The following is a 23551-nucleotide window of genomic DNA, read 5'->3' on the forward strand; positions in this document are numbered from 1 at the left end:
GCACTTTCGAAGGGAGAAATAATGGCAACTTCTACTAAACCAAAACCAAAAGCCAAATCTAAACCAAAAGCGAAGACAAAACGGAAATCACCTAAAAAGACACTCGTGATTGTAGAGTCTCCAGCTAAGGCCAAAACAATTGAAAAATATCTTGGCCGATCGTACAAGGTTGTCGCCAGTAAAGGTCACGTCCGTGATTTGCCAAAGAGTAAGATGGGCGTTGATATCGACCATGATTACGAACCGCATTACATTTCGATTCGTGGCAAAGGCGATACAATCAAGGAATTACGTTCTGCAGCCAAAAAAGCTAAAAAAGTTTATCTCGCAGCCGATCCGGACCGTGAAGGCGAATCAATTGCTTGGCACCTGCAACACATTTTAGACCTTGATCCAAACGATGATAATCGGGTTGTCTTCAACGAAATTACAAAGGATGCGGTTAAAGAATCTTTTAAGCATCCCCGAAACATTGACATGAACCTGGTAGATGCCCAACAGGCACGGCGAATTCTTGACCGCCTTGTAGGGTATTCGATTTCACCGCTATTATGGCAAAAAGTCAAAAAAGGTCTTAGTGCCGGTCGGGTGCAGTCAATTGCACTTTGGCTGATTATTGAGCGTGAAAAAGCAATTAAGAATTTCACTCCTGAAGAATACTGGTCCATTGATTCTGAATTTAAAAAGGGTCGCAGTAAATTTAAGGCGGCGTTTTATGGCGTGAACGGCAAGAAAAAAGAACTGCCTAACAATGAAGCCGTTCAAGCTATTTTAAAACAGCTTGATCCAAAGGGTGATTTTGACATTACCAAAGTGACCCGACGTGAACGTAAGCGCCAGCCGCAGCCACCATTTACGACCAGTACGATGCAACAGGAAGCTAACCGGAAGTTGAATTTCCGGACTCGAAAAACAATGATGGCCGCTCAACAGCTGTATGAAGGAATCAACATTGGTAAAGAGGGCAGCCAAGGCTTAATCACCTATATGCGGACGGATTCAACCCGAATTTCCGTTATTGCCAAGCATGAAGCTTCCAAGTTCTTACACGAAGAATACGGGGAAGAATATGCGGCCACCAAGCCAATCAAAGGTAAATTGCCTGAAGGCGCCCAGGATGCCCATGAGGCGATTCGGCCAACATCAGTCTTTCGAACACCGGCAAGTCTCAAGAAATATTTGACCCGTGACCAGTTCCGCTTGTACCAAATGGTTTGGTCAAGATTTCTTGCCAGTCAAATGACACCGGCAATTATGGATACCATGGCGGTCACGATTGAACAAAATAACGTGATTTTTAAAGCCAACGGGTCAAAGATGAAATTTGATGGGTTCTTGAAGGTATACGGTGATACCAAAGAAAAGGATAATTTACTTCCTGATCTTGAAACCGGCGACGTGGTTTCACTGGTTAAGAACAACCCTGATCAACATTTCACCCAGCCACCAGCCCGTTACAGTGAAGCAACCTTGATTAAGGCGCTGGAAGAAAAGGGTGTTGGACGTCCTTCCACCTATTCACCAACCATTGACACCATCCAACGGCGTTATTACGTCAAGGAAGTCGGTCGTCGATTTGAACCGACTGAATTAGGCGAAATTGTTAACAAGATTATCGTCGAATACTTCCCGGATGTGGTTAACATTGACTTTACGGCTAATTTAGAAGGCAAGCTTGACCAAGTTGAAGAGGGTAAGGAAAACTGGATCAAGTTGGTTGATACTTTTTACAAGCCGTTCTCAGACGAGGTCGAGTCGGCCACAAAGAACATGGAAAAGGTCCAAATCAAAGACGAACCAGCCGGATTTAACTGTGATATCTGCGGGGCACCGATGGTCATTAAAATGGGACGCTACGGCAAGTTCAACGCTTGTTCGCGGTTCCCTGACTGTCGAAATACCAAACCAATTGTTAAAGAAATTGGCGTTATTTGTCCGAAGTGTCATGAAGGCCAGGTCATTGAACGAAAATCAAGAAAGAACCGAATCTTCTATGGTTGCTCGAGATTTCCCGACTGTGACTTTGTTTCATGGGATAAACCAATCGGCCGTGACTGTCCAAAGGATGGCCACTTCCTGGTTGAAAAACGGGTAAAGGGCGGCACCCAAGTGGTCTGTCCAAATGGTGATTATGAAGAACCGGCACAAAAATAATGATTAACCGGCACAAAAATAATGATTAACCGGCACAAAAATAATGATTTACCCTTAAGTGGCTTTGTCACTGAACGAAAATGACCGATTGGAAAACGCAACTTGTTTTCCAATCGGTTTTTATTTTGTCAAAAGCGTTTGTTTGCAGTGATGCCTTCATATGTGACCGATTTCACGCTCTTTTCTTCCACTCCAGTCAAAAGGGTGTAAAATCAAGGTGATAGGAAGATAAAGGGGAGGCTTTAAAATGTTTTCATCAAAACACAGTAGTTGTACGACGATTTTAGTTGGTAAGAAGGCCAGTTACGACGGGTCAACGCTCATTGCCAGAAACGAAGACGCGGGCGATGCCGTTAACCCTAAGAAGTTTGTGGTCGTCGAACCTGAAGACCAACCAAGGGACTATCACGCACAATTAACGAAATTTGCTGTTAAATTGCCAGACAATCCACTGAGATATACCTCAGTGCCCGATGCTGTCCCTGGAAAGGGCGTTTGGGGAGAAGCTGGTATAAATGCCCATAATGTGGCGATGAGCGCCACAGAGACGATTACGACCAATTCCAGGGTGATGGGTGCTGATCCATTTGAGCCCAATGGACTGGGTGAAGAAGATTTACTGACAATCACGCTGCCATATATTGATTCTGCCAAGCAAGGCGTTCAACGAGTGGGTGAACTGCTTGAGAAGTATGGGACCTACGAATCAAACGGAATTATCTTTTCTGACGTTAACGAAATTTGGTATATGGAGACTGCCGGCGGCCATCACTGGGTTGCCCAACGGATTCCGGATGACGCTTATGTTATCGCGCCAAACCAGACCGGCATTCAAGAAATCGACTTCGATGATCCGGACAGCTTTATGTATTCCAAGGATTTACGTAAATTTGCCCGTGACAACCACTTGAATTTAACCAATCACTTTAATTTTAGAAAGATCTTTGGTTCGGACACCCAGTTGGATCGCCATTACAACACACCACGGGCATGGTATGGCCAACGTTACTTTGATCCTGAATCCGTTAAGGATAAGTCACCGATGAGGAACGACCTGCCGTTTATTTGCCACGCCAATCGAAAAATCACCATTGAGGATATCAAATTTGTCTTGAGCTCTCATTACGAGGACACGCCTTACGATCCGTTTGCGCCAGGAGCAGATTACAAAACAGTGCCTTATCGGCCAATTGGGATTAACCGTAACCAGCAATTATCCATCTTGCAGTTGCGGCCTAACATGCCGTCGGCTTATTCAGCGATTCAGTGGATCACGTTTGCGTCCAACCCGTTTAATGTCTTAACGCCGTTTTACACCAACGTCATCAACACACCGGATTGCTACCGGGATACGACGGAAACTTTGGATAGTCATAACGCCTATTGGGCAAATCGGTTGATTTCACTGATTGCTGCCGACCATTATCAGGCATTAATGGCTGATATTGAAGATTATCAACTAAAAGAAATGGGTTATGCCCATGAACGAATTGCCCAGGTTGATAAGCGGATTTCCGAAAAAGAAGCGGCTGGTTCACACATTGTCCGAGCACTTGGCCAAGCCAATGCCAGAACGGCCGATCACATGATGAAAGCCACTGAAGACCTGTTGACCAAGCTGGTTGTTAAAGCCAGTCAGGATGTTCCAGGTTCGTTTACCAGAGAACATTATTAAAATATGGTAATCAAAAATGAGCAATCTACCAGGACGGCAGGTTGCTCATTTTTTAGTGCTACAGGTTAACGTCTTGTTTAAAATTAATTGGTGAAAAATCAGTTGAATGGGTAATCAGGTCGGAGATAAGCTTGTTGTAAGCGGTCAGCCCGGTTTTAGCATTTTCGAAATTAACTTTGGTGAGAAAATCCGCTAATTCGACATTTGATAAGCCACCGACGGCCGCATCGGCCTTCTTAACAGCTTGTTGAAAGGCAACCCGCAGATCGGCTCTGGTATCGTTTAACTTCGGCCCAAACGAAACGTAGTGCGGATCTACCAGGACGCCGGCTAATTTGTACGTCCAATAAGCTTGATTTGGTGCATAAGTGCCACTGGCATGTTGGTATTCGGTTGGAGTGTCGGTTGCACCGGCGTAAAATGGCACAAAGCTGCTTTGTGCGGCAACCCCCATTGCCAACCACTGGATCCCTGCGGCAGGAGTGGGCATATTTGGCCGTATTTGGAGGATATGGGCCTCTTGTGTCTTGGCGAGACTAATTGGTCGGAAGTGGTGCCTGTCGTGCTCAGAGCCCTCGCCAATGGGGTCATACGCAGTCCCTTGATAATGTGATCCAAGAAAATCCTGGACATCAAAGAGACTCAATTTTCGGTTGGCCTGATTAATAAACGGCATATTTTGGCTAGTTGGGTCAAATTCGAGGTCGGGCGAGAACATCCGCAGGCCATACCAAACCCGCGGCGTATTGTAATAGGTATCCGATAAGTCGGCGGTACCAAAAATCTGCCGGAAGTTAAATGAATGACCGGATGGGTCGGGGTTCAAATGGTTGTCGGCGACAAATTTGCGAATGTTTGTTGACCACATGAAGTGTTTCGGATCATCAAAATCAATTTCTTGAATGGCACTTTGGTTTGCAATCACGGCATAGCTGTCGTCAGGAATTCGTTGCGCCACCCAGTGATGACCGCCACCGGTTTCCATGTACCAAGCTTCATTTTGATCGGCAAACAAAATCCCGTTTGATTCTGACGTGCCGTAGTACTCAACAATTTGTCCCAAACGCTGGACGCCTTCACGGGCGGTTTTGACGTAGGGTAAAACGACGGTAATCATGGCTTCTTCACCAATGCCGTCTTCTACGAGTGGATCGGCACCCAAAGCCAGCTTGTTGGTGTAGGTACTTTCAGTGGCGCTCATGGCAACGCCGTATTCATTAAAGCCGTCTTCTTCAAACAAGCCGAATTTATCCGTCCATTCGGGAGTCGCTGAATACTTGGCGCGAATGGTTGGCAGACTGATCTTAAAGCCATTATCGTTGGAAGAAAATTCCTGGGGCTGGTCAAATTCTTCGTGAGGATGGATTACGTAATTCTTAGGCCAGGATGCCTTACTGTCTTCGTTTCGAGCGATCATGATCGACCCATCGATACTGGCATTCTTTCCCACAATCATACTGGTGCAGGCTGAAAAGTTTTTAGTTGGTATCATGTTTAAAAATCTCCTATCGTAAACGTTGCTTGCAACATTGTATCATTTTTTGCCCCAAAACGGTTGGCGGGCGTTCAAATGTGATTGCAGGCGAAAAACTTTTAGGGTATACTTTTTGCATTCAAAAAAATGGAGGAATTAGTTTATGCCAATCGTAGATATTCATTTAATTGCCGGTCGTTCACAGGATCAATTGAAGGGACTCGTTGAAGACGTCACCGCAGCCGTTGTTAAAAACACTGGCGCACCCGCAGAACACGTTCACGTTATTTTAAGTGAAATGCAAACAAACCGTTACAGCGTTGGCGGCGTTTTAAAGAGTGACGAAAAGTAGACTTTTAGTCATGTTAAGCTCACAATCTCAGGGTTGCGGGCTTTTTCTTTCGATAGCGTCTATTATTTTCTAAAGTTTATGGACAAATTGGTCGTCAACTGGATATTATTGTATACTAAACAAAGAGAAAAGACGCGTTAAACGTATTAACAACAGGAATGGAGACCTTTACATGAATGATCAGCAATACATAATGTCCATTGATGAGGGCACGACCAGTACCCGGGCAATATTGTTTAATAATGATGGCAATATCGTTGGAAAGGCGCAACGGGAGTTCCACCAGTATTTTCCAAAATCCGGTTGGGTTGAGCACGATGCCAACGAGATTTGGAATGCCGTTCAATCTGTTATCTCAGAAGCCTTAATTAATGCTGATGTTCCGCCATACAAAGTCCGGGGGATTGGTGTCACCAATCAACGGGAAACAACCGTGATTTGGGATAAGAACACAGGCGAGCCGATTTACCACGCAATCGTGTGGCAGTCCAAGCAGACTGCCGACTTGGCGGACCAATTGAAGCGTGACGGCTATAACGACATGATTCACGAAAAGACTGGCTTAATTATTGATTCTTACTTCTCGGCGACCAAGATCAAATGGATTTTGGATAATGTGGAAGGTGCTCGTCAAAAGGCGGATAACGGTGACTTGTTATTTGGCACCATTGATACCTGGGTTCTTTGGAAGCTGACAGGCGGCAAGGTCCATGCGACTGATTACACCAACGCCAGTCGAACGATGTTATTTAATATTCATACGCTGAAGTGGGATCAAGATATCTTAAAGGTGCTTAATATTCCAGAAAGCATGTTGCCTGAAGTTCATTCCTCTTCAGAGATTTACGGCTATACCTCAGGTTACTCTTTCTCTGGGGTTCAAGTGCCAATTGCCGGAATTGCCGGTGACCAACAGGCAGCTTTGTTCGGTCAAATGGCGCTTCAACGGGGAATGATTAAAAATACTTACGGAACAGGTGCCTTTATCGTGATGAATACCGGCGAAGAGCCAACGTTGTCCAAACGCGGACTGTTGACCACGATCGCATATGGCATCAATGGCAAAGTCAACTACGCGCTGGAAGGGAGTATCTTCGTGGCGGGTTCGGCCATTCAGTGGCTGCGAGATGGGATGGAAATGGTCAAATCTTCACCCGATTCCGAACAGATGGCCATTGACGCCAAAAGCAGTGACGGCGTTTACGTCGTACCGGCATTTACCGGGCTGGGTGCGCCTTACTGGGATCAGGATGCCAGAGGCGCGGTCTTTGGATTGACTCGTGGAACAACCAAAAATCAATTTGTTCGGGCGACACTTGAATCGCTGGCTTACCAGACAAGAGACGTTGTTGACACAATGGCCGCCGAAACCGGGATCGATCTTAAATCGCTTGCGGTTGATGGTGGGGCTGCCAACAACAACTATCTAATGCAATTTCAAGCGGATATTTTGGGAACCCCAATTCAACGGGCCTCGATTGCTGAAACAACTGCATTGGGAGCTGCATACCTGGCAGGCCTGGCGGTTGGTTTCTGGGATTCGATTGAAGATATTAAAAAGACGGTTAAATCAAGGGATGAGTTCAAGCCTGAGATGGATGCGACTACCAGAACGACGCTGTATGCAGGCTGGCAACGCGCCGTTAAGGCAACCATTCAGTATCATCCAAATGACTAATTGAACGCAACTCTGTTTTTGAACGTACCTGTGGCTGACGATCATTGTTTGCTTTACCAGGTGCGTTTTTGGTTGGGATTCAAGGCGATGAGGGATGCCATTGATTTTCCATCATGAAATGCATGCCAACAAAAAAACCAAACAACACTGAGGTGTCATTTGGCCATTATTATTCTCCAACCGCGATATCCATTCGGTCTTGTAAGTATCGGGCCACGCCATCATCGTCGTTGGAAAAGTCCGTCACGTCATTGGCAAATTCTTTGATTTTGTCAATGGCGTTTTTCATTGCGACGCCGGTACCAGCGTATTGCATCATGGTGACATCATTTCCTTCGTCGCCGAAGGCAATAATGTCTTTTTGAAGAATGCCATAATAGTCCGCCAAGAATTTCAAGCCAGTGGACTTATGGACGCCCTTGGTCGCTATTTCGACAATCGAATGAGGGCCGCCCCAAGGGGACACTTCGACTTGATCGCCAAATTGGTTTTGAAGGAAGTCGATTAAGCCGGCTTTGAGTTCCGGTTCCACCTGTACCGTAATACTGATGGGGTTGTCCCGCAGGCTTTGTTGACTGAGAACTTGGTCGGTTTCTAACGTACTGGGGAAAAAGCCAAAACCGGCGTTATTTTTGACGCCATGGTTGGCGAGAAACATATCCCGGCCTTCAACGGCGATCAGAGATAAGCCCAGTGACTTGCTTTTTGCCAGCAGTTCCGCCACGATTTCCTTATCAATTGTGTACTGGTATTCACGATTCCACGCTTGATGTGGTAAAATGCCAAGGTTGCCATTAAAATTAATCATGGGTGTATTTAAATGTAAATCATCATAAAAGTTTTCAGAAAGTCTGTTCGGACGACCGGTCACAATACTGACCAAGTAGCCTTGTTTCACTGCAGCCCGAATGGTTGCGGCAGTTTGGCTGCTGATTTTGCTATCGTTGTTTAACGTCGTCCCATCCAGGTCGAGTGCGATGAGTTTTCTTGTAATTGTAATCACTCCTTACCAACATATCCATTTATAGTATCTGAAAACGGTCAAAACGTCAATTATTCATCATAACAAGGGAGATTAGAATGAACCTACCAACCGATTTCATCACCAAATATCAAAAATTAATGGGCGAAGAGCAGGCAGCGGCTTTTATTGCCAGTTTTTCCCAACCCAGTACGCCAGGCTTTCGAGTGAACCCGCTGAAGGTCAGTCAGCCTGAGGACCTTGACTTGACGCATCCCACAGCTCACTGTCAGTTTGGCTATCATGGCCAGGTTAGCGGTAAAACCGTCGATCACCAAAGTGGCGCGGTGTACAGTCAAGAACCAAGTGCCATGTACGTTGGGGAAGTTGCTGCACCCAAACGAAACGAGAAAGTCTTGGACTTATGCGCGGCTCCGGGTGGTAAAACCACGCATTTGGGGAGTTATCTGGGTAATACCGGGCTGCTAATCGCAAATGAAATCGACAGTAAACGGGCCAAAGTTTTGGTTGAAAATGTCGAGCGGTTTGGGCTGACCAACACAATTGTCACCAATACCGATCCAGACAGAATGGCCGCTCAACTTCCGGCATTTTTTGATCGGGTGTTGGTGGACGCGCCATGTTCAGGAGAAGGGATGTTTCGAAAGGATCCAGATGCCATGCAGTATTGGAATTTGGCTTACCCGAAAGAATGCAGCACCCGTCAGCGAACCATTCTCACACAAGCGGTCAAAAACCTAAAGCCCGGCGGCGAGTTGATCTATTCAACCTGTACCTTTGCGCCGGAAGAAGATGAGCAGATTATTGCCTGGCTGGTGGAGACGTTTGGATTTGAAATTTTACCGGTCAAAAAGTACCCGGGAATGGATTCGGGCATCCCAGAATGGGCGAACGGCAATCCGGATTTGAAAAACTGTGTGAGAATTTTCCCCCATCATTTTGACGGTGAGGGCCACTTCATTGCCAAACTCAAGAAGCCGGAAACCGGCGAACCTGATCCAAAGCCAAAACGGTTCCGTGGAATCGGGCGCAATATTGAGATGCCCACCAAAGACGAAAATGTGTTATTAAATCAATTTAAAGATGACACCTTAACGGATGTTAATTTCAAAAAACTGGTGGTCTTTAAAGATCACTTGTATTCGGTTCCCGAAGAAACGCCTAATTTATCGGGCATCAAAATTGTTCGCCTGGGGTTGGAAATTGGCACCTTCAAAAAGAACCGCTTTGAGCCCAGCTACGCGTTAGCACTGGCACTTCATGCTGATCAAGTTAAACGCCAAGTCGTCATTGACCAACTTCAGTGGGCCAAGTATGTTCACGGGGATACGTTTACGGTTGAACCGAGTTTGTCAAAGGGCTGGTATTTGTTAGTTTGCGCCAACCAACCCGTCGGCTTTGCCAAAGTGGTTAACGGCACAGCGAAAAACTTCTTTCCAAAAGGGCTGCGATTTATCGTTTAGATTGTGTCCGAAATACGCGGGCGAATTACGTACCAATACACAAATAAGGCTGAGACACGAGTGATCTGCTCGTTTCTCAGCCTTGTTTGGTTCATATCCTAATAGTCAATCTGTCGCTGTTTTAAATAATCTCTAAGTTCGGGTTTCAAAATTAATTTTTGCTTCTGTAAATCCGCAATCGTCTGACAGTTTAACATCACCATGATGGCTTTTAACCCGTATTTCCAGTTGTTAATGTCGGAAATCACGGCCTCATCTTTTTGGTGAATCAAGGCGTGAAGAAAATAGCCGGCAACGCCCACCGCAGAAGCTCCAAGTGCCAAGCTTTTGGCAACGGCCATGGGGGATTGAATCCCACCGGACGCAAAGACGGTCATATGCTTTTGGAATGGGCGGCTTTCCAGCAGCGATTCAACAGTCGTCAATCCCCAATTTTCCAAATAGGTCATCTCTTTATCGGGCCGGCGAAAATTCTCAATTGTTGCAAAATTTGTTCCGCCACGCCCAGAGACGTTGATGTATTGAACGCCCAACTCCTGGAGCTCTTTGATGATGTCTTGACTCATCCCAAATCCGACTTCTTTAACGATCACGGGGACGTTAACGGCCTTAACAATCGATTCAATGTGATTGATGAACGAAAATGTCCGGTCACCTTCCGGCATGACCAGTTCCTGAGCAGCGTTGATATGGAGTTCCAACGCGTTGGCTTTCAATTGGTCAACGGCCCGTTTGGCATCGTCGGCATTGTGATTGGCACCAATGTTGGCAAAAATCAGGCCACTCGGATTAACTTCTCTGACAATCGTAAACGAATCACTCACTGATGGATCACTTAGGCCAACACTCTGCGAGCCAACGGCCATAGCTAAGCCGGTTTCTTTGGCAATTTCAGCCAGTCGCCGATTAATGTCCTTCGTTCGCGGGCTGCCGCCTGACATTGCCTCAATATAAAAAGGGGTCTCAAATTGAAGCCGGCCAGCCGTCGTTGAAATGTCAATTTGATTCAGCGACGTTTTTGGCAGACCGTTTGGTATAAAGCGAACGGCGTCAAAAAATGAGTTGGGTTGATAAAATTTTTCGGCTAGTGAAACGTGCTCGTCTTTTCGGTGTGAATGGTTTGAAATCATAGTTACTCCTTATCAAGGTCAATCACGGGATGGACTTGAAGTGACAATTGCTTGATACCGTTTTGTTTCCAGCCTTGAATCATTGACTCAATATCGGTGTTTTCATCCGCGACAACAATTCCGCAATCGCCGCCGCCAGCGCCTGACGACTTGGCTGCTGCGGAATGTGCCACCGCAATATCACACATTTGTTTTAAAATCGGTGTCTCGATCGGGACTTTGGTAAATTCAGCCAGGTGTTGAAGAATTTCCCGGTTTCGCAAGATGCCGCGCTTGATAACCGAAAGGCTGCCAGTTTTAAAGCCGTCAATTAATTCATCGAGGCAATCTTTACTGTCCTTTAAAAATTGCGTGTAGGTGGCGTGTTGATGGCTTTTTTGGACCGCCACTTTATCAACCAAATGAGAGGTTGAAGCGGGCGATCCGGTCCAGCCAATAATCAATTTCAACTCTTTAGGCGGCGTCAGTTGGGTAATCATAAGATGCGGCCAAGTCTTATTGACGAGCTCGGTCAAATTTTCCTGTCTGCGGGCAGCCATTAACCAGTTTCGGTCAAACGAACGGTAGGCGATCCAGCCGCCGTATACGCTGGCGGCAATATCTCCCAAAGATCCGTTCCCCTGAACATCGAGGTGGGCAATCGCCGAAAGTTTGAAGAGTTTACTCTTGGTTAACGGCAATTTGTAAAACTGGCAGAGTGCCTTAACCGTCGCGACGGTCACTGCCGCAGAGGATCCTAAACCATACTTCTTCCCGTTTGGACTGTCCAGATCACTATTGATCCGCAAATCATAGACTTCCATTTGGCGGCCGAGGGATTGGGCATATTCTTCAGTCAGCTGAATGGCTGAAATTATGTAATTAAAAGTATTATCCCGATTGTCCAGAATCATTTGATCCCCGCGGCGCCGCCAGTACACGGAATCCTCACGGTATTGTTTGGAAACGATACTGCCATAAGATTCGCTCCGGGAAATCTGGACGGTCACAAACTGATTTAATGCAACAATAATAGAGGGGTAGCCGGTCTCGACTACCGCATATTCTCCGGCGATATAAAGTTTTCCTGGCGCTTTAACCGTAATCAACGGATCATTTCCTTTCCTGATTAAAGATACTTAATTCCGGGGCCCGGCTTTGCTACCGTCACTTTTTCCGGACCCAATATTTTTGAAAATGTGTTGGCAATTGTGTCAACGTTCTTGGTTTGGCAGATGACTTTGACATTTGGCCCCGCGTCAACTGTATAGTAACACTCAACCCCAGCATGCCGAAGCCGCTTGACTTCGTTCATGGCATCCAACGTCATTCCGTTAAAATACAGGAAGTCGGGATTGGCGCTAAGCGTTAACGCGTGCATCCGCATGGCGTTAAATTCACTAATTGCACCGAACTTGGCGAAATCATTTTGGCTGATGGCTGATTTGATTTCTTTTAGATCCGACTCAACCACTTTCACCCAAGTTGGGTAATAGGGCGAAGTCGTCACTGAACGTTCCATCCCCTGACGACTGGAAATTGGTTTTTGGTGGGTCTCGATGGTCAAAGCAACAATTCGAATGTCCTTTAAGTTTGGATTTTCAATTGGAACCGCATAGGAATCCGTATCATCGGATCCTCGCTGCCACTCGACAAAGCCACCGTATATTGAACGACAAGCGGATCCCGAACCACGGCGGGCAAGTCGGGATAAGTCCCGCTCATTTAAATCCATTCCGGAAGCTTTGCTGGCCGCAGCGGCCAATGCAGCAAAGGCGGAAGCCGATGAAGCCAGTCCTGCTGCGGTCGGAACGTGATTGTCAGAAATGACCCGAGCGTTTTCGGTGATCCCGGACTGCTGCCGAACCAAATTCAAAAAATCGTGGACCCGCTGCCAGCTCTTATCCGTGACAGCTTGTTCGTTAATTAAGAGGGTATCTTGTTCAAGTTGCCGGTCAAACGACACCTGGGTCTTGGTATAAAATTGATCCAGGGTGAGTGACAGGCTTCCCGTGTAGGGGATAATTAAATCTGCATTTTTCTTTCCCCAGTATTTAATCAGGGCAATATTGGTGTGGGCCAAGGCAGTAGCTGAGTTATTGGACGAGGTTGTCATGTGCTTCTCCTGTCGAAAATTGATAATTCTTGAATGATTGAATCCAAGTTTGAGTGGCGCCTGCTTTTCGAAGTGCCGTTGAAATTTGTTGGGCGTCCGCCTGGTTCTTGGCTAGTGCGATGACACAGCCGCCTAAGCCGCTTCCCGTCAATTTGGCGCCCAAAGCGTGATTTTGGCAGGCGACTTGGCAAAACGTATCGAGGGTGTGATTGCTGACACCTAACTGTGCGAGATTTTGCTGGGATTGGGTCATTAATTTACCTAATGTCTCGTCGTCAGCTTCCGCCAGCGCTTGACGGGCAGTTTCTGCAATTGTGCCCAATTGTTGGATTAGGGGGTCAGCCATTTCCGGTTGGTCGACTAAATTACTATGAACCAACGAAACAGCCTCGGACGTCTTACCCTTAATGCCACTATCGGCAATCACCAGCGATGAAGTTGGCAAATTAAAATCAATCTGTTCGTTGATTTCATTTTTGATAAACCAGATCGGCATACTCGAGCTGGCGGTTGCCGAATCCAAGCCGCTTGGATTGCCGTGGGTAATTTTTTCCTCAATTTCTGCGAGCTTTAGCAGCATGTCGCGCGTTAAACTCACTTCAAAAAAGGCAAAAAAAGCTCTGATGACAGCAATGGCCGTTGCCGCAGACGAGCCCATTCCCCGTTCGGAGGGCAATTTGCTTTCAATCGTCAGGTCAAAGGCAACGTCTTTTGCGCCCAATAAGTTGGTTAAATGATCAATCAGGGTCTTAATTCCCCGCAGGTTTTCGGCCATTTGATCAACCGGGCCGTCAAAGTAGCGACAATGGATATTTTGGCCAGCATTGATGCGTCGGATCGTCGCTGTAACGTCAACCGAGTAGATTGGGATGGCAATGGCCGGCTTGCCGTAAACGACGCTGTGCTCGCCAAACCAAATAATTTTTGCATAACTTTTTCCAGTTGCTTTTTCTTTCAACTTTATCCGCTCACTTTCAAACATTCCAATTTTATCATAGTTCCTTGTATCCAGAACGTTTTAAAGATATTTTTAGAGATTCTTCAAGATTTCGACTTTACTTTCCATGGTAGATTATCATATCTTGCTTGTAGTATGATTAAAGTTAGTGAATTATTAAGAAAAAAGTCAGCTCATAAACAGATTGGTGAATGACAGATGAATTCAAAAACTACCTTCGCAGTGGTTGATATCGAAACCACCGGAACGGATCTTTCCGCAGATAATCGGACCATCCAGTTCAGCTGCTGCCTTGTTTCCAACAATCAAATTATTAAAACATACGTAACGGATATCAATCCGCAGCGTGAAGTTCCCAACCGCATTGTTCAGTTAACCGGGATTTCCAATGAACGGCTTAAAAAAGCGAAAACGTTCGATCAGGTTGCACCGGAACTGTATCAACTGTTAAATAATACTGTATTTGTCGCTCATAATGTTAATTTTGACTTTCCGTTTATCAATGCGGAATTTCAGCGGGTCGGTTATCCTGAACTTCAGATCGAAGCCATTGACACGGTTACTTTGAGCCAGATTTTACTACCGACACTCGCCAGTTATCGGCTTCAGGATTTAAGTGCTTATTTTAACATTGAACACGACCATCCGCACACCGCAGACAGCGACGCCAAGGCGACCGCCAAATTACTGTTGATTTTGCTTCGTCAGATTCAAACGTTGCCAAGAACGACCCTTGAACAAATTATCAGCGTCAATCCATCGCTGCCACAAGATACGATGCAGGTATTTTTGGATGCGGATGAACGCAATCGACACCAAGCCCACACCCCGAAATTAGCTGATCAGCTGCGGGTGTCGTCTGGCTTAGTATTGCGCAAACACGATGATTTGAAGAACCTGCCTCCAGTTGATAAACAGCAGTTTCATTATCCCAAGACAAAAAAAGCCAAACAACGGATTTTACCTGACAATTTGGAATCCAGGCTGGAACAAAACAAGATGATGAATCTCATTTATAACAATTATGCCGACCCCAGCCATCACGAGGCCAAAACGTTGCTGATTGAAGCACCAACCGGAATTGGGAAAAGCCTCGGGTACTGTCTGCCGCTAAGTTATTTGGTTTCATCAAAAAAGCCCACTGTAATCAGTACGTCAACAACTTATCTTCAGTTTCAGCTGCAAAATCAAACGCTGCCAATGCTCAATCAGGGGTTGCCCTTCAAAATTCACAGTGTCATCTTGAAAGGGGCCAGTCATTACATCGATTTGTACAAGTTCCGCAATCTGTTGTTTGTCCCGGACAATTCCAGTCAAACAGCCTTTATCAAGGCCCAGATTCTGGTTTGGCTGACCGTCACGACCACCGGAGATTTGGACGAATTGCATTTAAATGTCGACCAAACCCCGTTTGTTTGGAAAATTCAGCACACCGGCGTTAAATGGCTGGATCCCAATGAGCCATTTTATGACGATGATTTTTTACGATACAATTTGAAGAAGGCGGAAAATGCCGATTTCATCATTGTCAATCACAGTTATCTAATTAAGAACTGGCAATACTTCAAGGCGCTTTCGGTGAAGCCCTACCTTCTGATTGATGAAACCCAGCAGTTTGCAGAGACTGCCATTCGAAATAATCAGGAAAAAATTAATCCCTTGGGATTGATTACCACCATCAACAAGCTTTTGGGCAATATCAATCAAACCCACGAGGCCAACATTCGAGAAATTGTTGGCGATGATGCCATTTTGGCCAATGCGGTTAACGAAATGGACACCCAATTAAAGCAGGTTAAAGACTTGGTTTCAGAACTGATTCAAACCATTTTTGAGCAGGTGGTTAAGGGTAAGAAATTGCACCGCAACAGTGCGTTTTTCGAGCGGTTAATCCCGATCACTGAAATGAAGTCGATGGTGTCCGCTGATCAACCAATCATTCAACAAATCGGTGCCATTCACGACCAGCTGGATTCGCTGTTGGTCACGTTGAATACGCAAATTGATCATAATACCGATGTTTATACGAATCACGACTTCATGAGTATCTATTCGTTTTTCGAAAATTATAACGAATTCAATCACCTCCTGCGCCTATTGCTTTCGATCGTTGACGTGGATGACCAAGCCATCGAACAACACGTGACCTGGGTGACGATTAACCACGTAAAAGACGTTAACAGTTTAAGTTTGAACCGCGGAATTTTGAAGACAGAAGATTATCTGCGCGAGCATCTGTATTCGGTCTTTGAACCCGTTACTTTTACCGGAGCGACGATCTTTTCATCCCGCCGGTCGCAATTTATTTATAACCTGCTGGGGATTGACCGTGACCAGTCCTCAATTAAGCGACTGAAAAGCGACTTTAATCCACAGGACCAGGCGCGCCTTTATTTGGTGACCGATAAGGATGATCAAAAGTTCGCGACCAATTCGGATGCCTACTTAAAACGAGTTGCTGAAGACATTCAGGCCATTTACAAGAATGAGCCAAGACAGACGTTGGTCCTGTTTAACTCCCTGAATGCCATCGAACGGATTTATCAAATGCTTCAGGAAAGTGGATTTACCGCCACTCATTTCGTCTTGGCGCAGGGCGTCCATGGCACGGCTTCAAAAATCAGCAAGCAGTTTATTCACCATGAGCCCGCGATTTTGTTGGGCGCCAATACGTTTTGGCAGGGCGTTGATTTTCCGCACAGCCTCTTGGAAAACCTGATTGTGGCCCAGCTGCCGTTTGACACGCCGTCAGACCCTTATAATCACGCGCTGTACTCCATTGAACGCAGCAAAGGTAAGAATCCCTTTTACAGCATTACACTGCCCAAAGCGACGCTCAGATTGCGTCAGGGGATGGGACGGCTTTTGAGGACCAAAGATGATTATGGCACCATTTTTATTTTGGATCCCCGTTTGCTGACTAAACGCTATGGCAGTACAATTCTGGCAAATCTGCGCAACGAAATTCCAATTATCAAGGGCGATATTAGCGACTGTATCCTTGACATGGTTAAGTTTTTTGAAAGCAGGAATTAATGTGCTTCAGGACAGGCGTTTATTTGCTATAATGAGAAATAACGAAATTTGAGAGGAAAATTACATGCAACGGCAACGAAGAATCAAAAAGCAGTCAAACGTTAAAATCTCATGGATCTTGATTTCGATTATCCTGATTATTGCTTTTACGGCGTTTATCATTTTGCATACTGCGGAACGGCCAATGACAATTGCGCGCGGGCAAACGGAAACAATTGCCAAGAAGTATGCCGGCATAAAGGATGTGAATTCCTTTTACACCTCGAATTTGGGTAAGACCTACTATTCCGTTTCCGGCGTCGATAACAAAAATAAAAGCGTGTACGTCATCGTTGCCAAGAAGGGCGGAACGGTCACTATTATCAACAGTAGTAGTGGGATCAGTGAGCAGCAGGCCAAAAACGTCGTGACGCAAAGAAAAAAGCCGAAAAAAATTAACGGCATTGGTTTGACGCTGATTAAGTCGAAGCCTTATTGGGTTGTGAGCTACATGAACGCCAAGAACAATCTGTGTTTTGCAACCATTAGCTTTAAAAACGGCACCATTTATCAATCGATTGAAAATATATAGACATGAAAGGATAGCTTGATGAAATTTTCTGACAGGGCAATGAATGTTGAACCATCCGCGACCGTCAAAGTCTCTAATACCGCCAAAGCCATGATTCGTAAAGGAATCGATGTGATCAATTTAGGAATTGGCGAACCGGATTTTACGACGCCTCAATTGATTGCTGATGCAGCGATTAAAGCAATTAAAAGTGGTAAAACAAGTTTTTACACACCAGCCAGTGGCTTGCCGCAACTTAAAGAGGCCATTGCTGAGCGGATTAAAAAAGATTACGGGGTCATTTACCCAATCGATCAAATTAGTGTCACGAACGGGGCAAAAATGGCCCTTTATGTGCTGATGCAGGCATTGGTTGATCCAGGGGTCGAAGTGTTGCTGCCACGGCCAAGTTGGGTCAGCTACAAGCAGCAGGTTTTGTTGGCGGGTGGCAAGCCGGTGATTGTCGAAACCGGGGATGATTTTAAGATCACCACCGATGGGCTGGACGATGCTGTCAACCACAACACCAAGGTGCTTGTGATCAACTCACCACAAAATCCAACCGGGACCATCTACTCAAAAGAAGAGCTGGAAGCAATTGGTAATTGGGCGGTTTTGCACAACGTTATCTTAATTGCCGACGATATTTACGGCAAGTTGGTTTACAATCAAAACCAGTTTTATTCACTTGTCCAAATCAATGACAGGATTGCGGCCTCAACGATTTTGGTTAACGGCGTCTCCAAAGCGTACTCAATGACTGGTTGGCGAATCGGTTACGTTGCCGGAGCGCCGGAGCTGATCAGCAAAGTCAATTCGATTTTGTCTCATACGACTGGCAATCCAGCAACCGTCAGTCAGTATGCAGCAATTGCCGCTCTTGAATCGGACCAATCAGAAGTGGAAACGATGCGGCAGGCATTTGAACAACGGTTGAATACGATTTACCCGCTGGTTGAAAAAATTCCCGGCTTCAAGTTGCGTGCCAAGCCTGAGGGAGCCTTTTATTTGTTCCCAGATGTGAGTGCCGCCATTCAACTCGCCGGCGTTCAGTCATCGGGCGAACTCGTTGACCGTCTACTACAGGAGGCCCACGTAGCTGTCGTGGATGGCGCTGCGTTTGGGATGCCCGGTTATTTGCGGATGAGTTATGCAACGAGTTTGGAAGACTTGTCCACTGCTGTTGAACGGATCACCGCTTTTATGAATCAATTTTTAGAAAAACAAGTATCTGGAGGAATTGGAATTGAAACAGATTAACATGGTCGATGCACCCAAATACGTCAATGAAAAAGTTAAAATCGGCGTATGGCTTACCAACAAACGATCCAGTGGTAAAATCGCCTTTTTGCAACTACGTGATGGAACAGCTTTCTTTCAAGGTGTTGTTGTTAAAAATAACGTAACCCCTGAAACGTTTGAGTTAGCAAAAGAGGTTAAGCAGGAAACAAGTATGTGGGTCACTGGGATTATTCATGAGGATGCCCGGTCTAAATTTGGTTATGAAATTGAAGTTGAAACCATTGAGGTCATTTCTGAAACCCATGATTATCCCATTACGCCTAAGGAGCACGGTGTCGATTTCTTGATGGACCACCGTCACTTGTGGTTACGTTCCAGTCGACCACACGCTGTGATGCGCATTCGAAATGAAGTCATCAAAGCAACCTATGATTTCTTTAATGACGAGGGCTTTATCAAAATTGACTCACCAATTCTAACGGGTAGTGCCCCTGAAGGTACCACAACGCTGTTTCATACCGAGTATTTTGACCGGGATGCCTACTTGTCACAAAGTGGGCAACTGTATGAAGAAGCCGGTGCGGAGGCATTTGGCAAGGTCTTTTCATTTGGACCGACCTTTAGAGCTGAAAAATCAAAGACGCGTCGTCATTTGATCGAATTTTGGATGATTGAACCTGAAATGGCCTTCATGCACCAAGAAGAAAGCTTGGAAATTCAGGAACGCTATATCGCCTACTTGGTTCAGCGAGTGTTGGATAATTGTGAAATGGAATTAAAGACCCTTGGACGTGATCCTGAGATTTTAAAGAAGTACACCGTTTTACCTTATCCTCGAATCAGCTATGATGAAGCGATCGAAATGCTCAAAAAGGGTGGCTTTGATCTCGAGTGGGGCGTTGACTTTGGCTCTCCTGAGGAAACCTTCTTAGCTGACCAATTTAATCAACCGGTGTTCGTGATTAACTATCCAAAAGCCATTAAGCCATTTTACATGAAGCCACATCCAACTCGTGATGACGTTGTGATTTGTGCCGACTTATTGGCACCTGAAGGATACGGGGAAATTATTGGTGGCTCTGAGCGGGCAACTGATTATGATTATTTGTATGACCAGATTGTTAAGGCAGGACTGGATCCAAAAGAATATTCCTGGTATTTGGACCTTCGTAAATACGGCAGTGTTCCTCATTCAGGGTTTGGACTTGGACTCGAACGGGCTTTAACTTGGCTCACAGGCGAGGACCATGTTCGTGAGGCGATTCCATTCCCAAGATTGCTTAACCGAATTTACCCATAAATCAATCTGTTTTCGTGTCAATCATTTGTAAGGATCAGAGGTGATTGAATTGGATGATTATGCCCACAAGATCTTGGATCAGGGACAGACGACAATCAGTAACTATTTGCTGAAACATTACCGTGAAATTGGGATCAGTAATCAAGAATTGTTTATTTACCTGCTGATCAAAAAAGATCATGATCTGGTCGTTCCCATGCCTGAAATGGCTGAACTGGCGCACCAGACCGGATACAATGAGCAACAGTTATTCGCGTTATTTCATCAGTTGATTGAAAAAAAGCTCGCGAAAATTACGCGGGTCACCATTGAGGGTCAGCCGGTAGACGCATACGACTTTACGTCGCTGTACGAAAAGCTGTCTCTGGTCAAGGATACCCAAGTAGAGACGCGTCCGGAGCTCTCCAACACCAATCAACCAGTTGACAGCACCCAACGCCAAGCCGTCTTTGAGAGTATCGAAAAAGAGTTTGGCAGGACGCTGTCACCGTTGGAAATGGAAATGATTAGCCAGTGGTTGGATATTGATCACTACTCAGCGGAAATGATTCGATTGGCTTTAAAGGAAACCGTCTTAAATCAAGTATATAGTTTGAAATACATGGACCGAATTTTGATTAACTGGAAGAAGAAAAATCTCCAATCAGCTCATCAAATTGAAGCCTACAACAAGAACCGAAACATTGGGAAAGCGGACGATGGTGCGGGTGAGTACCACGGACCGGATATCCCATTTATCAATCTATCGGGTGAGGATCATTAAATAATTAAAGGGAGTGTGCCAAAAGGCGGGTTTGCTTCCGTAGCATAACCTAGAATGACTTTTTGAGCTGAAAGCTCGGAAAGTTATTCGTAGTTATGCCTAGGAAGCGGCCTTTTGGCACACGTTCCGGCTATATAAAAATTGAAAAAACAAGGGGCTGTCGGCAAAATGTTAGTTTTGCCACAGCCCCTTGTTTCGTATCTATTAATTGACGATGGAAAGGCGGGTCTGGAACCAATTTTGATTTGACTCTAAGGTATAAGTCAATTTTCCAAACATCCCAGCTTGACTGATTTTTATATAACAAAAAGATGCCGGAGCAAAACAGTTAATTTTGCCCCGACATCTCGTTTTCTAGTCAATCATTTATTGAGTTTCATCAGTCGTTCCGCCATTATTGTCGTTACCACCGTTGGTTGTGTTGCCGCCATTATCGGTCGCATTATTATTATCATTGCCACTGTTATCCGTTGAACTGGCGCTTGACGAGTTATCGTCAGATCCGTTATTGCCACCATCACCACTTGGCTTTTGCTCTGAGGGAGTAGATGCTGAAGATTCGCTAGAGCTTTCAGCACTACTTGAACTTTCGCTTCCACGAGGCTGAGTGACAACTGCTGAACTCGAACTGCTATCAGTGGTATAACCGCTGGTTGTTTGGTTGGAGCTATTATCAGTGACAGTTCCCGGATAGCCGGCAACGTAGTATTCCGTTTGGCCGCCGCGCTCCGTTGAAACAACATCACTTGGCTGAACCCAGTCTTGGTTTGGTTTGTCTTGGGAAATGTAACTCATGACGTTTTTATAAATTTGCTGGGCAATCGTTGTTTGAGCAGACGTGACGTAAGAATTTGCCTTAAATTGATGATCGTAGCCGGTCCAAACTGCCAGCGAGTAGTTTCTAGTGTAACCAGAGAACCACGAATCCATGGTCGACATTGCAGGGACTTTATTTAAGTAGTCATCCGGGTACTGGGTCGTACCGGTCTTACCAGCTTCGTAGAGCCCTGAAATTTTTGCGGCAGTTCCTGAACCATTACTGCTGTTCATGACCCCTTTAAGCATATTGGTAATCATAAACGCGGTTGCAGGAGACATTGCCCGTTTGCCTTTGGATTTATAAGTGTGCGTAACGCCGTTGTTTTGAACAATCTTATTAATCAGATACGGCTTATAATAAGTACCGCCATTTGAGAAGGCAGCGTAGGAAGCAGCCAGCTGTTCGGAAGAAATATATAAGCCGATTCCGTTTTGAATCTCCAAGGGTTTACTGAAAGTCATCCCAAGGTTCTTCAGGAAGCTTGTTGCCTTTGGAACACCGACGTTTTCCAACGTTCGAATTGCCGGAATGTTTCGTGACTCAACCAGTGCTTTTCGCATGGTAATGGTCCCTTGGTATTTATTATCAAAATCATAAACGGACTTATCGGTGCCGGGATAAACGTAAGGGGTATCCTTGACGGGTTGATAAGTTGGGTATTTTAAATATTGAATGGCAGGGCCATAATCCATGATTGGCTTAGCCGTTGACCCTGATGACCGCCCGGTTTGTACAGCTCGGTTCAAGCCAAACGCAACCTTGGTCTTTCGACTTCCCTGCATTGCGACAACTTTACCGTTATTCACATTGACGATAGTTGCACCGACTTGGAACCGGTTATTCGGATACGCAATCGTGGGGTCGTTGTTGCTGACGTTGTACAACTTCTTTTGCGCCGACATATCGAGATTGGTGTAGACTTTCAAGCCACTGTTGGCTTTGTAGCCCTTTTCTTCAAGTTCTTCAATCGACTGTTTTAAATATGAGTCAATGTATTTCGATGTTTTTTCAGACGTTCGTGCCTTCGCGTGTGTTTTTGAAAGGTGCGCTTTAACACTGGTATTCTTTGCGGACTGTGCCTGCTGTTCAGTAATGGCCTTATTTTTAACCATTGCATCAAGCACTTCATTGCGGCGCTTGGTTGCGTACTGCGGATATTTATAAGGGTTATAAAGCGTTGGCGACTGCGGCATTCCGGCCAATAATGCAAATTGGGGGAGCGTCAAGTGATTGAGTGTCTTGTTGTAATAAAATTCCGCTGCCGTTTGCATCCCATAGACGCCGTTTCCCATGTAGACCTTGTTAATATAAAATTCCAAGATCTGACTCTTGGAATATCGATTTTCAACTTTAATTGCCAGCCAAGCTTCCTGAGCCTTTCGTTTAAGGGTTCGATCACTGGCTGCCGTTGAGAATACCGACAATTTAACCAGTTGTTGGGTTAACGTACTTCCGCCTTGAAGGCCAAGCGACGATCCGGTGAGGTTAGACACTGCGGCACCCATGATTCGGATCGGATCGACACCATGATGTTTATAAAATCGGCGGTCTTCGATGGAGACGACAGCTCGTTTGAGGGTTCGTGGAATATTCTTTGATTTGACATAATCCCGATTTTGACTGCCCAAACGTGAAATGACTTTGCCATTTGTATCGTAAAACTTAGTCGAATTATCACTGGTTAGCGCGGAACGGGTAATCTGCGGTGCACTGGCCGCGTAATACGTAAATAAACCGGCGCCAAAAATAAACAGGGCACCTAAAAGGATCAGTCCATACTTCAAAATTCTTCGGAATGGGCCTTTTTTCTTGGTATTGCTGAATTGTCGCCCACGCCTAACTTGTGCACGTGAGTTTTGAGGACTGTTCTGTGACATAG

17 protein-coding genes are annotated in these 23551 nt (G+C 45.5%); 10 read left to right on the top strand and 7 right to left on the bottom strand.

What is annotated here, in order from left to right:
• Nucleotides 1-21 precede the first annotated feature (21 nt).
• Nucleotides 22-2154 carry a type I DNA topoisomerase gene (gene topA / locus FC51_RS01455; protein ID WP_057909157.1) on the top strand — a complete coding sequence of 711 codons (2133 nt, stop codon included), beginning with the start codon at nucleotides 22-24 and terminating at the stop codon, nucleotides 2152-2154.
• Between the two features lie 247 nt (nucleotides 2155-2401).
• Nucleotides 2402-3829 carry a C69 family dipeptidase gene (locus FC51_RS01460; protein ID WP_057909156.1) on the top strand — a complete coding sequence of 476 codons (1428 nt, stop codon included), beginning with the start codon at nucleotides 2402-2404 and terminating at the stop codon, nucleotides 3827-3829.
• A gap of 58 nt (nucleotides 3830-3887) precedes the next feature.
• On the opposite strand, the gene FC51_RS01465 is transcribed toward FC51_RS01460, so the two are convergent.
• Nucleotides 3888-5321 carry a C69 family dipeptidase gene (locus tag FC51_RS01465; RefSeq protein WP_057909155.1) on the bottom strand — a complete coding sequence of 478 codons (1434 nt, stop codon included), beginning with the start codon at nucleotides 5319-5321 and terminating at the stop codon, nucleotides 3888-3890.
• A 145-nt stretch (nucleotides 5322-5466) separates the two neighbouring features.
• Between FC51_RS01465 and FC51_RS01470 the strand changes: the two genes are divergently transcribed.
• Complete coding sequence (locus tag FC51_RS01470; RefSeq protein WP_057865671.1) at nucleotides 5467-5655, top strand: 2-hydroxymuconate tautomerase; 189 nt, start codon at nucleotides 5467-5469, stop codon at nucleotides 5653-5655.
• Between the two features lie 172 nt (nucleotides 5656-5827).
• Nucleotides 5828-7333: a glycerol kinase GlpK gene (gene glpK / locus FC51_RS01475; protein ID WP_057909154.1), complete on the top strand. Its 1506-nt coding sequence runs from the start codon at nucleotides 5828-5830 to the stop codon at nucleotides 7331-7333.
• A gap of 169 nt (nucleotides 7334-7502) precedes the next feature.
• Here the strand turns inward: glpK and FC51_RS01480 are convergent, their stop codons facing one another.
• Nucleotides 7503-8336: a Cof-type HAD-IIB family hydrolase gene (locus FC51_RS01480; protein ID WP_057911131.1), complete on the bottom strand. Its 834-nt coding sequence runs from the start codon at nucleotides 8334-8336 to the stop codon at nucleotides 7503-7505.
• A gap of 77 nt (nucleotides 8337-8413) precedes the next feature.
• On the opposite strand from FC51_RS01480, the gene FC51_RS01485 reads away from it, so the two are divergent.
• Nucleotides 8414-9778, top strand: a complete 1365-nt coding sequence (locus FC51_RS01485; RefSeq protein ID WP_057909152.1) for an RsmB/NOP family class I SAM-dependent RNA methyltransferase — start codon at nucleotides 8414-8416, stop codon at nucleotides 9776-9778.
• Between the two features lie 98 nt (nucleotides 9779-9876).
• Here FC51_RS01485 and fni read toward each other — a convergent pair whose 3' ends face one another.
• The 4 genes from fni to mvk are packed head-to-tail and all read right to left on the bottom strand — an operon-like array spanning nucleotide 9877 to nucleotide 13961.
• Entirely contained in the window at nucleotides 9877-10908 is a 1032-nt protein-coding gene (fni, locus tag FC51_RS01490) for a type 2 isopentenyl-diphosphate Delta-isomerase (protein WP_057909151.1), read from the bottom strand.
• A gap of 2 nt (nucleotides 10909-10910) precedes the next feature.
• Nucleotides 10911-11996 (bottom strand): phosphomevalonate kinase, encoded by a 1086-nt coding sequence (locus FC51_RS01495; protein WP_057909150.1) that lies wholly within the window; start codon nucleotides 11994-11996, stop codon nucleotides 10911-10913.
• A gap of 20 nt (nucleotides 11997-12016) precedes the next feature.
• The gene (gene mvaD / locus FC51_RS01500) at nucleotides 12017-13003 is read right to left on the bottom strand and encodes a diphosphomevalonate decarboxylase (protein ID WP_057909149.1); all 987 of its coding nucleotides are present in this window, start codon (nucleotides 13001-13003) and stop codon (nucleotides 12017-12019) included.
• Nucleotides 12984-13961 (bottom strand): mevalonate kinase, encoded by a 978-nt coding sequence (gene mvk / locus FC51_RS01505; protein WP_057909371.1) that lies wholly within the window; start codon nucleotides 13959-13961, stop codon nucleotides 12984-12986. Before mvk ends, mvaD begins: the two co-directional genes overlap by 20 nt.
• Nucleotides 13962-14159: 198 nt before the next feature.
• Between mvk and FC51_RS01510 the strand changes: the two genes are divergently transcribed.
• The 5 genes from FC51_RS01510 to FC51_RS01530 all read left to right on the top strand — a co-directional run bounded on the left by FC51_RS01510 (nucleotide 14160) and on the right by FC51_RS01530 (nucleotide 20852).
• The gene (locus tag FC51_RS01510; RefSeq protein ID WP_057909148.1) at nucleotides 14160-16997 is read left to right on the top strand and encodes a helicase C-terminal domain-containing protein; all 2838 of its coding nucleotides are present in this window, start codon (nucleotides 14160-14162) and stop codon (nucleotides 16995-16997) included.
• A gap of 64 nt (nucleotides 16998-17061) precedes the next feature.
• The gene (locus tag FC51_RS01515) at nucleotides 17062-17568 is read left to right on the top strand and encodes a cell wall elongation regulator TseB-like domain-containing protein (RefSeq protein WP_057909147.1); all 507 of its coding nucleotides are present in this window, start codon (nucleotides 17062-17064) and stop codon (nucleotides 17566-17568) included.
• Nucleotides 17569-17586: 18 nt separating this feature from the next.
• Nucleotides 17587-18807, top strand: a complete 1221-nt coding sequence (locus tag FC51_RS01520) for a pyridoxal phosphate-dependent aminotransferase (protein WP_057909146.1) — start codon at nucleotides 17587-17589, stop codon at nucleotides 18805-18807.
• 1 nt (nucleotide 18808) lies between these two features.
• Nucleotides 18809-20089, top strand: a complete 1281-nt coding sequence (gene asnS, locus FC51_RS01525) for an asparagine--tRNA ligase (protein ID WP_372583779.1) — start codon at nucleotides 18809-18811, stop codon at nucleotides 20087-20089.
• A gap of 40 nt (nucleotides 20090-20129) precedes the next feature.
• Nucleotides 20130-20852, top strand: a complete 723-nt coding sequence (locus tag FC51_RS01530; RefSeq protein WP_318529166.1) for a DnaD domain-containing protein — start codon at nucleotides 20130-20132, stop codon at nucleotides 20850-20852.
• 366 nt (nucleotides 20853-21218) lie between these two features.
• On the opposite strand, the gene FC51_RS01535 is transcribed toward FC51_RS01530, so the two are convergent.
• Nucleotides 21219-23549, bottom strand: coding sequence for a PBP1A family penicillin-binding protein (locus FC51_RS01535; RefSeq protein ID WP_057909143.1), 2331 nt, complete (start codon nucleotides 23547-23549; stop codon nucleotides 21219-21221).
• Between the last annotated feature and the right edge of the window lie 2 nt (nucleotides 23550-23551).

The organism is Lentilactobacillus parabuchneri DSM 5707 = NBRC 107865, assembly GCF_001435315.1.
GTDB classification, from domain to species: domain Bacteria; phylum Bacillota; class Bacilli; order Lactobacillales; family Lactobacillaceae; genus Lentilactobacillus; species Lentilactobacillus parabuchneri.